Consider the following 13,983-nt stretch of genomic DNA (forward strand, 5'->3'; position numbering starts at 1 on the left):
GATCGGTCCGGCGGCACGCCGTACGCCTGTCGAGACACCGACGAGAGAGGTAGCAATCCATGAGTAACCGGAACACCGGCCTGGCCGTCGAGGCCGAGGGCCTGGTCCGGTCCTTCGGTACGACGCGGGCGCTCGACGGGCTGGACCTGCGGGTCCCCGCCGGCACCGTGTACGGGGTGCTGGGCCCCAACGGCGCCGGCAAGACCACAGCCGTACGGGTGCTGGCGACGCTGCTGCGCCCCGACGGCGGCACCGCCCGGGTCTTCGGCCACGACGTGGTGCGCGACGCCGACGCGGTCCGCTCCCGGGTGAGCCTGACCGGCCAGTACGCCTCGCTGGACGAGGACCTGACCGGTGCGGAGAACCTGATTCTGCTGGCGCGGCTGCTCGGGCTGAGCCGGGCCGGCGCCCGGGACCGCGCCGACCAGCTGCTCGCCGCCTTCGGGCTGACCGAGGCCGCCGGGCGGCAGGTGAAGAAGTACTCCGGCGGGATGCGGCGGCGCATCGACATCGCCGCGAGCATCCTCAACACCCCGGATCTGCTGTTCCTGGACGAGCCGACCACCGGGCTGGATCCGCGCAGCCGCAACCAGGTGTGGGCGATCGTGCGGGCGGTGGTGGCGTACGGCACCACCGTGCTGCTGACCACGCAGTACCTGGACGAGGCGGACCAGCTCGCCGGGCGGATCGCGGTGGTCGACCACGGCCGGGTGATCGCGGAGGGCACCCCGGGCGAGTTGAAGTCGTCGGTCGGATCCGGCAGCGTCCACATCCGGCTGCGCGATCCGGGGCAGCGGCCCCAGGCCGAGAAGGTGCTGCGGGCGGCGCTGGGCGTACCGGTGCAGCTCGACACGGACCCGGTGGCGCTGACCGCCCGGGTCGGCGAGGACGGCACCGACCTGGAGGCGAGCGCGCAGGCCGCCCGCGCGCTCGGTGAGCTGGCCGGCGCCGGCATCGTGGTGGACGACTTCTCCCTCGGCCAGCCCAGCCTGGACGAGGTCTTCCTGGCCCTGACCGACCACCCGGCCGTCCCGGCGGACGAGCGGGACGACGAGCTGGAGGCGGCGCGATGAGCGACACCGCGATTACCACCGGGCGCGCGCCGTCCGTCTACGTCCCGTCCGCCGAGGCGCTCGCCACGGTGCTCGCCCCGGCGGAACGGCCGGCCCGGCCGAGTCCGCTCGCCGCGTCGCTGACGTTCGGCTGGCGGGCCCTGCTGAAGATCAAGCACGTGCCGGAGCAGCTGTTCGACGTGACCGCGTTCCCGATCATCATGGTGCTGATGTTCACGTACCTGTTCGGTGGCGCGCTCGCCGACAGCCCGCGTGCGTACCTGCAGTTCTTCCTGCCCGGCATCATGGTCACGAGCGTCGTGATGATCACCATGTACACCGGGGTCGGGCTGAACAACGACATCGAGAAGGGTGTCTTCGACCGGATCCGTACGCTGCCGGTCTGGCGGCCGGCCGCGCTGGTCGGGATGATCTTCGGGGACGTGCTGCGCTACGTGCTCGCCGCGGTGGTCATCCTCTCGGTCGGGCTGGTGCTCGGCTTCCGCCCCGACGGCGGGCTGCTCGGGGTGCTGGCCGGGATCGGGCTGCTCGTGGTCTTCTCGTTCGCGTTCTCCTGGGTGTGGACGTTCTTCGGCCTGGTGCTGCGCAGCGAGAAGTCGGTGATGGGGGTCAGCATGATGGTGCTGTTCCCGCTGACGTTCCTCAGCAACGTGTTCGTGGAACCGTCCACCATGCCCGGTTGGCTGCAGGCGTTCGTCAAGGTCAACCCGATCACCCACCTGGTCGGCGCGGTCCGCGCGGCGATGGCCGGCTCGATGGACGGCCCGAACACGATGTGGTTGCTGCTCTGGAGCGCCGGTTTCGTGGTCGTCTTCGGCACGCTGACCATGTACCGCTACAACCGCCACTGACCGCCCGCCGGGGTGGCGGGACCCGAACCCGCCACCCCGGCGTACGGCAGGTCAGAGCCGCCAGGACACCGGTTCGGGCGGCAGGTAGCGGCAGGCGCCGCCGGTGGTGACGGACTCACGCAGATGGGCGGCGAGCGCCGGATGCCGCTGGTCGATGCGGCGCAGCGTGTCCCGGATCCGCCCGGTCACCGCCTTGCGTGCCCGTTCGGCCTGGTCACCGAGGCGGCGGCTGCGCCCGGCCAGCCCGGCGGCGGTCCGCAGCTGGTCGAGCAGCGCGGCGCGCTCCGCGTCCAGCGCGGACAGCCGCCGCTCGTCGTGGCGTACGGCGGCCCGGTCGATCTCGTCGTCGAGCCGCCGCAGATGCCGGCGGTAGCGGGCCTTCGCCTCGTCGTCCAGCACCGGGTCGGCGCCGAGGCGGCGGGCCGCGACAAGTTCCGGGCCCGCGGCCGGGTCGAGCAGCTCGACGGCGGGCACGTCGGTGCCGGGCCGGCTCAACAGCAGCCGCAGGTCGTGCAGCCCTTTGGCGTCGGGTAGGTGCACCACCACACCGCCGTACCCGAGGCGCCACACCGGCCCGTCCGGGCGGAACTCCGGCGGAGCGGACACCGCCGGGCGAACAGCGGTCAGCGGAGAGACCGCCACCGCCGGAGGGTCCACCCGGGCGGCGGCCAGCCGGCCGGGCACCTGTCTCATGCCCAGCGCCCGCGCCTCGGCCGCCGTCGCGGCGCGCAGCCGCCGCGCCTCGGCCGCGTCGCCCGGCCCGTCGCGCCCGGTCAGCGCGGCCACCAGCCCGACCCGGGCCAGCACCGACCACGGGCGGGCGCCCAGCCGGTCGGCGGCGTCCCGGGCCGCCGTGTAACCGGCGACCGCGTCGTCCCACCGGCCGTCGGCCGCGTCCACCGCGGCCAGCCACAGGTCGACCGGGCCGGCGATGTCGCAGCCGAACAGCGCGGCCATCCACCGTCCCCGGTGCGGCGCCAGCGCCGCCCGCGCCTCGGCGCACCGGCCCGGGTCGCCGTCCACTGCCGCCGCCTGGGCCCGCAGCCGCAGCCACAGCGGCGACACCGACCGGGGGTACGTGGCGCCGGCGGCCTCGATCCCGGCGGTGAGCCCGCGTACGGCGGCCGGGTCGCCGCGTTCGGCGGCGGTGATCGCCCGGAGCAGCTCGGCCTGCGGGTGGCCGGCGCCCACCTTGTCGAGCAGGGCCTCGGCCTCGGCGACGCGGCCGTAGAGAAGCAGCACCGACCAGCGGATGTGGTGCGTCATGAAGGCGTGGTCGGAGTGTTCCGGCTCGGGGTGGCTCTCCACCTCGGCGAAGCACTCCTCGGCGGTGGCGAGGTCGCCCCGGAACGCGGCGATGATGCCGCTGTCCATGGTGGCCGCCATCCGCTGCCGGGGCACCTCGCCCTGCCGGGCGCCGGCCACGAACGAGGCCAGCTCCCGGCGGTATCCCGGGTCGCCCAGTTCCAGCAGCGCGACCCAGCGCAGCGCGGTGGCCCACAGCTCGGTCTCCCGGTCGCCGCCGCGGCGGGCCACCTCCCGGATCTCGGCGGTCACCTGGGCTCGCTCCTCGGCGGTCCCGAGGCCCCAGGTGGTGTCGTGGCGGGCCCACAGGCTGAACGTGAGCGCCTCGTCGTCGCTGCCGTGCCTCGCGAGCGTCTCGGTGGCGGTGATCAGGTCGGTGACCAGGCTGCGCACGGACCGCTGCGGATCCGGCTCGCCGATCAACCGCCGGTACGCCTCGCGGACCAGGTCGTCGGCGTCGAGCCGGCGGCGGGTGGCCGAGTGCCGCCGGTGCGCGGTGAGCGCCACCCGGGTCAGCACGCCCGGGTCGTCGGCCTGCCGGGCCAGCGCGGCGGCCTCGGTCAGCAGCCGCTCGACCTCCTCGGCCGGGCCGATGTGGTGCAGCAGCCCGGCCAGTTCCAGCAGCAGCCGGACCCGCGGGACGGGCTCACCGGGAAGATCGAGCGCCCGCCGGTAGTGCCGGACCGACTCGTCCACGGCGAGCCGGCCGGCCGCGTCCCGCGCGGCTGTGACCAGCAGGTCACCGGCGCGTACCGGGTCCAGCTCGGCGCCGGCCAGCCACGCGTGCCGGGCCAGGTGGGCGGGGCTGAGCGCGCCGGCGAGCGCGTCGGACCTGTCCACGGCGCGGACGACGCCCGCGTGCCGGGCCCGCCGCGCGTCCGCGGCGAGCCCGTCGTAGAGCGTCTCGCGGACCAGGTCGTGCACGAAGACGAACCGCCCGCCGCCCCGGGGCAGCACCAGCCGGGCCGCGGCGGCGCGGCCGAGCATGCGGTCGACCTGGGCGACCGGAGCGGGTACGCAGGCCGCCACCGTCCCCCTGTCGAACTCGTGGCCGAGCACCGCGGCGACGGTGAGCGCCTCGACGACCGGGGCGGTCAACTGGTCGAGCCGGCGGCGCACCACCTCCCGGACGCCGGGCGCGATGGTGTCGGTGAGGCCGTCGGTGTGCCAGAGCCGGGCGGTCTGCTCGACGAAGAACGGGTTCCCGCCGGTGCGCCGGTGCACCTCGGCGACCAGGTCGGCGCCCGGCTCGCGGCCGGCGGTGCGGGTCATCAGGGCGGCCACGTCGTCCCGGCCGAGGCCGGTGAGCGTGACCGTGGTGGCCTTCGCGCTCAGCGGCACCAGCAACGGGCGCAGCGGATGCTCGCCGGACTCGACCTCGGCGTCCCGGTAGGTGCCGACGAACAGCAGCCGCTCGAACCAGGTGTGCCGGGTGACGAACTGGAGCAGCCGGACCGACGCCGGGTCGGCCCAGTGCAGGTCGTCGAGGACCACCACGACCGGCCGGTGCTGCGCGACGGCGACGAGCGCCGCGGTCACCGCGTCGTGCCTGTCGAACTCGGCCCGGCCGCCGTCCCCCGCCTCGTCGCCGTCGTCCCCCGCTTCGTCGCCCTCTCCGGCGGGGCGCTCGCCGAGCAGCGCGGCCAGCCCGGCGTCGACCGCTTCGCGGGCGCCGGACGGGTCGTCGGCGAAGCGGGCCAGCCGGCGCAGCACCTGGACCCAGGGCCAGTAGTCGGGGGCGGTGTCGGAGTCCCAGCACGCGGCACCGAGCACGAGCGCGCCGCTTCGGCGGGCCTCGTCGGCGGCGGCCGAGACCAGTGTGGTCTTGCCGATGCCCGGCTCGCCGGTGACCAGGGCGAGGCCGCCGTGGCCCGCGGTCAGCCGGGCCACCTCGGCGCGCAACAGCGCCGCGGGGTGTTCCCGCCCGATGATCTGCTCGCCGAACCGCGGCTCCATGACCTCCCGACGCTAGTCGAGGGGTCCGACAAGACGGCAGCGATCAGGTCCGCGCGTCGGTCACCACGTGCGCGCACGCCGGGCACGCCGACGGCCCCTGCTCGGCGAACCACCTGCAGGTACGCCGGATGGCGCACTTCGGCAGCGCCTCCTCGGCGGGCGGGGCGGTCTCGGCGTACGAGGCGGCCATCCGCGCGCCCAGCCCGCAGTGCGAGCCGGTCCAGAAGCCGCAGGACGAGGTGACGCACGGACCGGCGAGCCGGACCCGTGCCTCGACCGGCTCGTCGGAGTCTCCGAGCCCGGCGAGCGCCACCTCGGCCGGTACGGCCGGGGTCACGTAGGCCACCCGGCCCGCCGGAGTGATCATGCCCAGGAACACCGTGGCGTTCGACGCCGGGGTGCTCGGGCACATCCGCTCCGGCGCGCCGGCCGGCCGGGCGGCGTCGGTCACCGCTGGATCCAGAACCCGATGTCGTTGATCTTCTGCCCGAGGTCCTGGGCGAACGGGCCGTCGATGACCCAGAGCCCGTACCACTCGGGGCGCAGCTTGATGTTGCCGTGGCCGACGGTCAGCGGGTTGGTCAGTTTCGCGTCGGCGGTACGCAGGGCGGCCAGGCCGGCCTTCTGGATCTCCGCGGCGATCAGCGTCTGCTGCTCGGCGCTCAGGTCGACACCGTCGACCACGAAGCGGAACTCGTTGCGGGCCATGTGCTTCCTCCGGTCACTCGTACGATTCGGTGCCCAGCCCGCGACGCAGGCTGGTTCGGGTGAAGGCCGCCCAGCCGGCGTGCGAGGCGGCGTCGGTGCGTTGCCCGGCGCGGGCGAGCACCCGGGCGGCGTGTTCCGCCCAGCGGCCGGGGGTGGCCGCGGCGTCGCCCCACAGTTCGCGGCAGGCCGCGACCGCGAAGGCGACCTGCTCCGGCGCGCCGGTGAACCCGGCCGGTCCGTCGGCGACCCGGATCGTGCCGTCCGGCCGGACCCGCACGTCCGGGAAGTGGTGGTGCAGGCTGGCCAGCGTGGCCAGGTGGGTGGCGTCGCGCCGGCCGGCGGCGAACCCGGCGTGCAGCTCGTCGTCGCGGCGGTGCCGGATCGCGTGCAGCACCAGCGCGTCGCCGGCCGGCTCGACCCGGGCGACCACGTGCACCGGCGTACTCCAGGCCGGCGGCGAGTTCGCCGACCAGAAGGCGAGCCAGGCGGCGAGCCGGGCGTGGAAGTCGGTCTGGACGCCGACCGCGGGCGCGGAGCCGTCGGGCGCGCGCAGCGCGGCGGTGGCGATGCGGTCCCGGGCGATCAGCGGTGTCGCGGGACGGGCGGGAGCCGCCGCGGCGGCGGCTCCGGTGGAGGCGACGGCCAGGCCGGTCACTGTGACCGCCGAGGCTGCCGCCGCGCCGGCGAGCAGTCGCCGGCGGTCGAGCGGGTGTCCGTTGTCGTTCATCGTCGGCCCTTCGTCGACGGCAGTGGCCCGACGTTATCGACCGGAAGCGATCAGAAAAACACCCCGCGTGACGGGAGGTTGACAGGAAAACCGGGGATTCCCGGCGGCGTGAACGACCTTTCCTGTGCTGGTGGGCGATCAGGCGCGCAGCAGTCCGGCGACGGCCCGCTGGGCGTCCACGAGCGCGGTCGGCGGCAGGTCGAGCGTCCAGAGCGCGGCGGCCAGGTAGTCCAGGACGCGCCAGCGCTGCTCCTCGCTCAACGGCGGTCGCCGCGCGCCGCCGAGGACCGGCCCGCCGTCCGACCCGGCGCCGCCGGGGCTGCGCCACACACCGCCGAGCGCCGCGTCCAGCCGGTCGGTGAGCAGCGCCGCGAGCCGGCGGCGGTCGACCCCGATCAGGTACGGGGCCAGTTCCGCGTCCGCCGCGATCAGCCGCAGCCAGCGGTGCACCGCCTCGCGTACGGCGACCGGGCCGAGCCGGTCGCGCGGCTCGCGGGGACAGGTCACCAGCTCCGTGGTCCGCACGACAAGGGGTACGGATGATCGAGCCCGGTCAGTTCACCGCGACACTTGATATCGATGGATACCAATCTATAGGCTGGCGGCGTTCCGCTCACCCCCCATCCCAAGGAGTGTGAACCATGCGTAAGCCCAAGCTGTCCCGGATCCTCGCCACCCTCGCGGCCGCGACGCTGGCAGCGCTCGGCGCGGTAGCCGTCAACCCGGCTCCGGCCTCCGCCGCCGTCCGCAACGTCTGCTACAACATCAGCCAGGCCGGCCCGTTCGCCAACACGGCGGTGCAGGCGGCGGCGATCTGGAACAACTACACGAACAACATCAACATGGCCCAGTGCGGGTCCAACCTGCGGATCACCTACACCTACGGCGGCGGCTCGTACGCCCAGCGCACCAGCCTCGGCAACGGCCGCGTGGTGATCGATTACAACCAGGCCCAGCAGTACTCGGCACTGCGCATCATGACGCACGAGATCGGCCACATCCTCGGCCTGCCGGACAACTACAACGGCAACTGCGCCATCCTGATGTCCGGCGGCAGCGCCGGTACGAGCTGCACCAACCCGTACCCCAGCTCCGCCGAGGCCTCCCGGGTCGACTCGCTGTTCGGCTTCGCGGCCCGCAGCGCGACGCCCGCCCAGGTCTTCACCGGCAGCTGGCCGGCCGCCGCGACGGTGGGCGCCCAGCGCTGACGACGCAGTGACGACGGGGTCGGCGGGTCACCGCCGGCCCCGTCCGCGCGTCCGGCCCTTCCCCGGCGCGCCGGCCGCCGTCCGGCCCGGCCGCCCGCCCGCCGACCTGCCGGCGCTCCCGGCCGGCGGCTTGTCCTGCTTGCGGCCACCCGCGCGATCGGCGCCCCGCCCGGACGCGGCGTCGTCGGCCAGAGCCGCCGCGCGGCGGTTCAGCTCCTCGACCCGCTCCCGGAGCCGGCGCAACGCCCCGGCGTCGTCGTCCACCTCGGACACCTCGTCGAGCAGGCCGACGTAGTCGGCGGCCAGCCGCCGGTGCGCCGGCGCGGCCGGACCGGCGTACCCGTCCAGGTCGATGATCTGCTGGGCGAGCACAGCGGTGGCGGCGCCGAGCGCGGCCCGTTCGTCGGCGCGCGCGTCCCGCCCGGCCCGGCGCGCGTCGGCCAGGCGACCGGCCCGGCGACCGCCGAACCAGAGCACCGCCGCGCCGGCCACCACGCCGGTCACCGCGCCACCGGCCAGCAGGTACCGGGGCAGCGACGGGCTGATGGTACGAGCGCCGTCCGGCACCAGACCGGCCCGGACCAGCCGGTCGTAGTTGAGCACGATCACCTTCAGCGCCTCGACCGGCCGGTCCACGAACGCGTCGGCGCCCCGGCCGATGGTGGTCTCGGCGACCACGGCCCGGCCGAGGTCCTTGGCCCCGTCGCCACCGAGCCGGGAGCAGCCGTAGGTGTCCCAGTCCTCGCCGTCGCGGCTCATCGCCAGCACCAGCGTGCCCTGGGCGGCGCGCTTCGTGTCGGCGCACGCCTCGCGCAGGTCGGCGCCCGGCTCCATGATCAGCACCACCAGCCGCCGGTTGCCGATGACCCGCTCGGCGGCGGCCCGGTCCAGGTCCACCCCGGGAGCGGCGTAGACCGACGAGACGCGCACCTGCCGCGCGACCGGCCCGTCCAGGATGCCGCCGGACCACAGCGCCCAGCCGGCCAGCGCCAGGCAGGCGAGCGTCGCCCGGCCGAAGGCGGTGCCGACCAGGCGGCCGAGCAGCCGGCGCGGACCGGTCGCCGCCGCGCCGCGCCGGGCGGGCACCCGCGCGGGCCGGGTCGCGACGCCGCTCACGACAGCCTCGCCCGCAGGTAGACGTCCGGCCGGTAGCCGGGCATCCGCACGTCCCGGGCCACGTCGTCCAGCTCGGCCGCCGCGTCGGCCAGCAATTCGCGTACGTGCCGGTCGGGCAACCCCTCGCCCAGCGCGTCCCGGGCCGCCCGCAACCGGCCCACGCCCCGCACCAGCGCCGGGTCGGTGCGGGCGTCGGTGAGCAGCGACAGCTCCACCGCCAGCGCGGAGAGCCCGGCCAGCCGGGCCGGCGTACCGCCCGGACCGACGTCGGCCGGACGGCGACCGCTGCCCCGCACGGTACGGATCGACAGCGCCACGAAACCGGCCACGCAGGCGGCGAAGATCCAGGGCAACGCCGGCAGCGCCACCCGCAGCGGGTCGAACGGCCGGTACGGCAGCGGACGGTCGAACAGCCCCGCGTACCGCACATCGGTCACCTGGCCCAGGTACGTGGCGAGCACGTTCTGCTGCGGATAGGCGTACCGGCCGAGCCGGCTGCCGAACTGGGCGTAGAAGCTCGCGCCGGCCACCTCGGCGAACTCCGCCGCACTCGGACCGTGGTACTCGATCCAGTCGCCGTACATCACCAGGAGCGGCTGATCCGGGGCGAGCCGGTGCAGCGCCGGCCCGTACGCGGGCAGCGGCTCCCCGTACGGCTGCGCGGGCAGCACCACGAACCAGGCCCCGTCCGGGAACGCGCTGCTCGCCGCCTTCTCCGGCAGCTTGGTCAGCGTGGCGCCGGGGCCAACGTACCGGCCGGTGGCACGCAACGCGGCCACCATCGGTGCCAGCTCCGGACCGGTCGGTTCCCGCCAGCGCAGGTCGTCGCGGTCCGGCGGGGTCGGCTGGTCGTGCAGCGTCGCCAGCAGCGTGAGCAGCGAGCTGGTCACGTCACGGGTGGCGAACCGGGCCCGCCAGCCCGGCAGGTCGTCCGGCGAAGCCACGTAGAGCCCTCCGCTGACCTCGGTGCCGACGATCCGGATCTCGGCGTTCTCCACGTCCTTGACCCGGCGGCGTTCCGCCTCGTCCAGACCGGGCGGGGCGACCAGGATCCGGGTGCCCCGGTCACCGATGGCCGCCCGTACCCGCTGCTCGTCCCAGCGCGCGACCGCACCGGGCAGCCGCACCACAGGTTCGGCCGCGACCAGCGCCGTCATCTCCTCGACCGACGGCACGCTCGCGTCGCTCAGCTCCCCGGCCGACCCCTCCTGCGGCAGCGCGCCCGCCGACGGGGACCGCCCGTAGCTGACCTCCACGCTCTGCCGTTGCGCCCCCAGAAACACCACGAGCACTGCCGCCGCGGCGACCAGCAGCGACCAGCGCACCAGCTCCCGGCGCACAGGCATCTTCGGCGCGGTCACCGGCCGGCCCGCCACAGCTCGTCGGCCCGGCGGGCGTGCTCGGCCGCGGCCCGGGCCGCGTCGGCGCCGCCCCGGGCGGCGGCGAGCATCTCGGCCCGGGCCAGCAACCGCTCCGCCTCCGGCACCGCCGTCGGGGACGCGTCCCGGCTCACGGTGGCGTCGTGGATCGCCGCCCGCGCCGAGGACCAGGCGACGCGCCGGCCCTGCGCGCGGGCGCGGCGCCGGGGCAGCAACGCGGCGAGGAACCCGGCCGCCAGGGCCACCACGCCCCCACCCAGCCAGGGCAGCACACTCGCGGTCATGATCCCTTCCTAACGCACCGCCGCCAGCGGCGCGCGGCGAGGTACGCCTACGACGACGAATAGCCCTCGTTGAACCCCTCGATGAACCCGCCCGCGAACCCGGACGCGACACAGCCGGCACAGCAGAGGATCACCAGCAGCGCCGGCACCGCCACCCACAGGACGATCGCCCACCTGTTCGTCGGCTGCTCCGGCTGCGGCGCGTACGCCTGCGGCGGGTACTGCGGGTACTGCGGCGGCGGGTACTGCTGCTGGTACGGATCCTGCTGATACGGGTCGTGAGGGTACATCCGGCCATCGTGCCCACCGCCCTCCACCGCCCGGAAGATCCGTTCGGTTCGCCGGACATGCCACGACGGCCCGTCGTCACGCCCGGTGCGCGTCCAGATGGGTGAGCACCGTCTGGTTGGCCTCCCAGCCGTCCGGGAACTTCACCGGCACGTCCAGGTGCACCCGCTCGGTCGACGGGTACGCGTCGAGCAGCTCACCGATCCCCGCCCGGGCCACCACCACGCAGGCGTGCCGGTGCCGCGACGCCAGCACGCACAGCCGCCCCGACTCCAGGTGGAACGCGGTCGCGTCCCGCCGGCCGGAGAGCGGGTGCAGCACTATCGTCACGTCGTACTCCCGGCCCTGGAGCCGGTTGGCGGTGTCCACGGTGATGCCCGCCCCGGCCGTGCCCAGCCGGGACCGGATGGCCGCGACCTGGTCGCGGTGCGCGGCCCCGACGGCGATCCGGTCCGCGGTGACCGGCGCGCCGCCCGGCGCTGCTTCGCTCACCGCGACCGCGCCGCGCGCCAGCACCCGCAACGCCAGCTCCGCGCAGGCCTCGGCGGCTTCGGCATCGGTACGCACGGTGTGCCGGGCCGGCAGCTCGTGCAACGCCCAGCCGGTCGCGGCGGCCACCTCCACCGAGGCGTCGTAGGCGTCCCCCGGACCCGGCTCGGTGAACGTCAGCACCCGGTCGGCCGGACCGGTGCCGGCCCGAAACCCGGTGAACGGGTAGAACGCGGCGGACACCACCGGCGCGGCCGAGTCGGGCAGCCGCCACGACACGGGCAGCCGGTGCACCGGCAGCTCCGGGTTGTGCCGCAGCAGCGTGGCCACCGCCGACTGCATCGGATCCCAGGTCAGCCCGGTCCAGCGGAACGTCTCAACAGTGGAGAACGGATCGAGCTGCCCGGGATCGCCGACGAACAGCGCCCGCTCGAACCGCCCCGCCACGCGCAGCAGCGCGTCCGCGCGCATCTGGTACGCCTCGTCCACGATCGCCCACGGCCAGCTCCCCTCGGTGACGGTGGCCCACTTGGCCGCCGTACCGATGGTGACCGCCGGGCCGCCCAGGTCGGCGACCTTCGCCGCGACCCGGACCGCCGGATGGCCGGTGACCCGCCCGGTGGGCCGGTAGTCGGTGGCGGAGAGCCGCCCGACGCGCAGCTCCGGGGCCTTACGGCCGAGCCGGTCGATGAGGTCGTCGACCTGCTCGTTGGTCTGCGCCACGATCATCAGCGGGTCGCCGGTGGCGGCGATCTCGACGGCGGCGCGGACCACGAGTGTCGACTTCCCGGCGCCCGGCGGCGAGTCCACGACGACGCCGCGGTGCGCCCCCTCCCGGAGGTCCCGCAGCACCCGTTGGATCACCTGCTCCGCTTCGTGCAAGGAAGGGCCCCCTTTTAACGTCTCCGGTAGAGGCGGGGCCCCTTCTTAACACGCGCCGGGTAAAACTGCGGGCATGAGTCAAGCGCCGGTGCTCTACCTCATCGTCTGCGCCGCTCCCCCGGCCCAGCGGATCGGCGAACTCGTCGAGCTGCTCATGGCCGACGGGTGGCGAGTGTGTCTGATCGCCACGCCGATCGCTGCGAGCTGGCTCGACTGTGACGTACTCGCCGACCAGACCGGATATCCGGTGCGGGCGCAGTGGCGCCGCCCCGACGACCCCGAGCCGCACCCTCCGGCCGACGTCGCTGCGGTCGTGCCCGCCACGTTCAACACGCTGAACAAGTGGGCAACCGGCGCGAGCGACACACTTGTCCTGGGCATCCTCAACGAGCTGCTCGGCTCCGGCCTGCCGATCCAGGTGTTTCCCCGGGTCAAAGCCGTGCTTACCGCGCATCCGGCATACCAGCCGAACCTGGAGCGGCTGCGTGAGGCGGGGGTGGTGGTGCACGACGGGGACGTGCTGCGGACGCCGGAAGAGATGTCGCCGAACCGATGGGCTGTGGTGGTGGACGCGCTGCGCGCGACGCGATCCGACACCTAGCGGGGCCGGGGCACCTGGCGGTTGAAGCGGGGACGCAACGCCAGGACCAGCGCGTCCTTCGTACCCTCGGGGTGGTCGGTCTTCAGCCACCGGACCTCGCGCCGCCCCAGCCACCCGGCGATGTCGTCGCGGGTCGCGGCGCGGCCGGGCGTGTCGAGGAGCTGGCCGACCTGGTCGTGCAGCACCGACGAGTCGCGGTTGCCGGTGAGGTGCTGCCGCAGCCGGGAGCGCAGGTTACCGGTGTAGCCGACGTAGACCACCACGCCACCGTCGAGCACCAGGTGCACGCCGGGCGCGGCCGGCGCGTCGGCGACGACCGCCATCGTGTACGGGCGGGGCGACGTGAACTCGGCGAGTAGTTCTTCGGTGTCCAGCACGGCGGGGACGGTACCGGCGTCAGCGCGGCTCCGTCGCCCCGCACAACCCGCCGTGACCGTTCCGCAGCCCACAGCGTCCACCGTCGGGCAACCGCTGATCGCACCAGACCCGGTACCGCACGTGCTGTGCGTCCTCCTCGCTGAGCGTGGTCTCGCCGAAATCGACGGCATCCAGGTGCCCGAGCGACCGGGCGAGCGCTGCGGCCAGGTCGGCGGCGGCGTCCCGGCTGGTCAGCGTGGTCGGCAGGTGGATGATCCAGCGAGGCTCAGTCATCGTGGCCGCGTCGCCGGCACCCGTTGTGGCGGGACTGCCACTGCCGCAACGCCTGACGGACCCGCTCCGACTCGGTGCGCGCGGTGGTCAGCTCCCGGTGCAGGCGGTCCATCTCGTCGGCGACCCGGCACAGGTAGTCGTGCACCTGCGCCGGGTCCAGCCCGCGCCAGCGGGTGTCGAAGACGGCGCTGCGCACCTGGTACGCCTGCACCCGCTCCCCGGTCACGTAGATCACGACGCCACCATCCCGGCCGCCACGGCCTCGTCGGGCAGCCCGGCCGCGGCGAGCGTCGCCCTCCCCCACCGGGCCAGCCGGCAGGGGTACGGGACGCGCTCGCTGCGACACAACGGCCCCTGCGGCCAGTGCTCAGGCACGTGTACGCGCACGGCCAGCGCGGCAACGAGCAGATCCTCGTCGGTGACCGGGGTGAGGACGGGAAAGTCGGCGAGTACTGCGGACATCGG

At 74.9% G+C, this 13,983-nt stretch carries 18 protein-coding genes; 4 read left to right on the forward strand and 14 right to left on the reverse strand.

Annotation, left to right across the window (positions count from 1 at the left end; translation table 11 throughout):
• Positions 1-59: 59 nt before the first annotated feature.
• Positions 60-1,073 carry an ATP-binding cassette domain-containing protein gene (locus A8711_RS04655; RefSeq protein WP_064446900.1) on the forward strand — a complete coding sequence of 338 codons (1,014 nt, stop codon included), beginning with the start codon at positions 60-62 and terminating at the stop codon, positions 1,071-1,073.
• A complete protein-coding gene (locus A8711_RS04660) occupies positions 1,070-1,924 on the forward strand; it encodes an ABC transporter permease (protein WP_043326269.1) in 855 nt (284 codons plus the stop codon). The genes A8711_RS04655 and A8711_RS04660 overlap by 4 nt, the downstream gene beginning before the upstream one ends.
• A 51-nt stretch (positions 1,925-1,975) precedes the next feature.
• On the opposite strand, the gene A8711_RS04665 is transcribed toward A8711_RS04660, so the two are convergent.
• The 5 genes from A8711_RS04665 to A8711_RS04685 form a co-directional block, all read right to left on the reverse strand.
• A complete protein-coding gene (locus A8711_RS04665; RefSeq protein ID WP_069087545.1) occupies positions 1,976-5,185 on the reverse strand; it encodes an AAA family ATPase in 3,210 nt (1,069 codons plus the stop codon).
• Positions 5,186-5,228: 43 nt separating this feature from the next.
• Positions 5,229-5,636: a hypothetical protein gene (locus A8711_RS04670; protein ID WP_030501892.1), complete on the reverse strand. Its 408-nt coding sequence runs from the start codon at positions 5,634-5,636 to the stop codon at positions 5,229-5,231.
• Complete coding sequence (locus A8711_RS04675; RefSeq protein ID WP_030501893.1) at positions 5,633-5,893, reverse strand: hypothetical protein; 261 nt, start codon at positions 5,891-5,893, stop codon at positions 5,633-5,635. Before A8711_RS04675 ends, A8711_RS04670 begins: the two co-directional genes overlap by 4 nt.
• A 13-nt stretch (positions 5,894-5,906) precedes the next feature.
• Entirely contained in the window at positions 5,907-6,620 is a 714-nt protein-coding gene (locus tag A8711_RS04680; RefSeq protein ID WP_064446897.1) for a hypothetical protein, read from the reverse strand.
• A 138-nt stretch (positions 6,621-6,758) separates the two neighbouring features.
• Positions 6,759-7,145, reverse strand: coding sequence for a globin (locus A8711_RS04685; RefSeq protein ID WP_255365590.1), 387 nt, complete (start codon positions 7,143-7,145; stop codon positions 6,759-6,761).
• Between the two features lie 116 nt (positions 7,146-7,261).
• Between A8711_RS04685 and A8711_RS04690 the strand changes: the two genes are divergently transcribed.
• Positions 7,262-7,828: a snapalysin family zinc-dependent metalloprotease gene (locus tag A8711_RS04690; protein WP_064446896.1), complete on the forward strand. Its 567-nt coding sequence runs from the start codon at positions 7,262-7,264 to the stop codon at positions 7,826-7,828.
• Between the two features lie 27 nt (positions 7,829-7,855).
• On the opposite strand, the gene A8711_RS04695 is transcribed toward A8711_RS04690, so the two are convergent.
• From A8711_RS04695 to A8711_RS04715, 5 genes are all read right to left on the reverse strand, one after another.
• The gene (locus tag A8711_RS04695; RefSeq protein ID WP_069087546.1) at positions 7,856-8,944 is read right to left on the reverse strand and encodes a hypothetical protein; all 1,089 of its coding nucleotides are present in this window, start codon (positions 8,942-8,944) and stop codon (positions 7,856-7,858) included.
• Positions 8,941-10,290 (reverse strand): hypothetical protein, encoded by a 1,350-nt coding sequence (locus A8711_RS04700; protein ID WP_069087583.1) that lies wholly within the window; start codon positions 10,288-10,290, stop codon positions 8,941-8,943. Before A8711_RS04700 ends, A8711_RS04695 begins: the two co-directional genes overlap by 4 nt.
• Before the next feature lie 11 nt (positions 10,291-10,301).
• Positions 10,302-10,607, reverse strand: coding sequence for a DUF6403 family protein (locus tag A8711_RS04705; protein WP_043326275.1), 306 nt, complete (start codon positions 10,605-10,607; stop codon positions 10,302-10,304).
• 47 nt (positions 10,608-10,654) lie between these two features.
• Positions 10,655-10,897, reverse strand: a complete 243-nt coding sequence (locus A8711_RS04710) for a hypothetical protein (protein WP_069087547.1) — start codon at positions 10,895-10,897, stop codon at positions 10,655-10,657.
• A 76-nt stretch (positions 10,898-10,973) separates the two neighbouring features.
• Entirely contained in the window at positions 10,974-12,266 is a 1,293-nt protein-coding gene (locus tag A8711_RS04715; protein WP_069087548.1) for an AAA family ATPase, read from the reverse strand.
• 73 nt (positions 12,267-12,339) lie between these two features.
• Here A8711_RS04715 and A8711_RS04720 point away from each other — a divergent pair, with 73 nt between their 5' ends.
• Entirely contained in the window at positions 12,340-12,867 is a 528-nt protein-coding gene (locus A8711_RS04720) for a flavoprotein (RefSeq protein ID WP_069087549.1), read from the forward strand.
• Here A8711_RS04720 and A8711_RS04725 read toward each other — a convergent pair.
• The 4 genes from A8711_RS04725 to A8711_RS04740 are packed head-to-tail and all read right to left on the reverse strand — an operon-like array spanning position 12,864 to position 13,980.
• On the reverse strand, positions 12,864-13,244 hold the full coding sequence (locus A8711_RS04725) for a hypothetical protein (RefSeq protein WP_043326284.1): 381 nt from the start codon (positions 13,242-13,244) through the stop codon (positions 12,864-12,866). The genes A8711_RS04720 and A8711_RS04725 overlap by 4 nt on opposite strands.
• A gap of 19 nt (positions 13,245-13,263) precedes the next feature.
• Complete coding sequence (locus A8711_RS04730; RefSeq protein ID WP_069087550.1) at positions 13,264-13,518, reverse strand: hypothetical protein; 255 nt, start codon at positions 13,516-13,518, stop codon at positions 13,264-13,266.
• Entirely contained in the window at positions 13,511-13,753 is a 243-nt protein-coding gene (locus A8711_RS04735) for a DivIVA domain-containing protein (RefSeq protein WP_064446890.1), read from the reverse strand. The genes A8711_RS04730 and A8711_RS04735 overlap by 8 nt, the downstream gene beginning before the upstream one ends.
• Positions 13,750-13,980: a hypothetical protein gene (locus A8711_RS04740; protein WP_069087551.1), complete on the reverse strand. Its 231-nt coding sequence runs from the start codon at positions 13,978-13,980 to the stop codon at positions 13,750-13,752. Before A8711_RS04740 ends, A8711_RS04735 begins: the two co-directional genes overlap by 4 nt.
• Between the last annotated feature and the right edge of the window lie 3 nt (positions 13,981-13,983).

Origin of the sequence: Micromonospora sp. II, assembly GCF_001709195.1 — a bacterium.
Taxonomy (GTDB): Bacteria; Actinomycetota; Actinomycetes; order Mycobacteriales; family Micromonosporaceae; genus Micromonospora; species Micromonospora chalcea.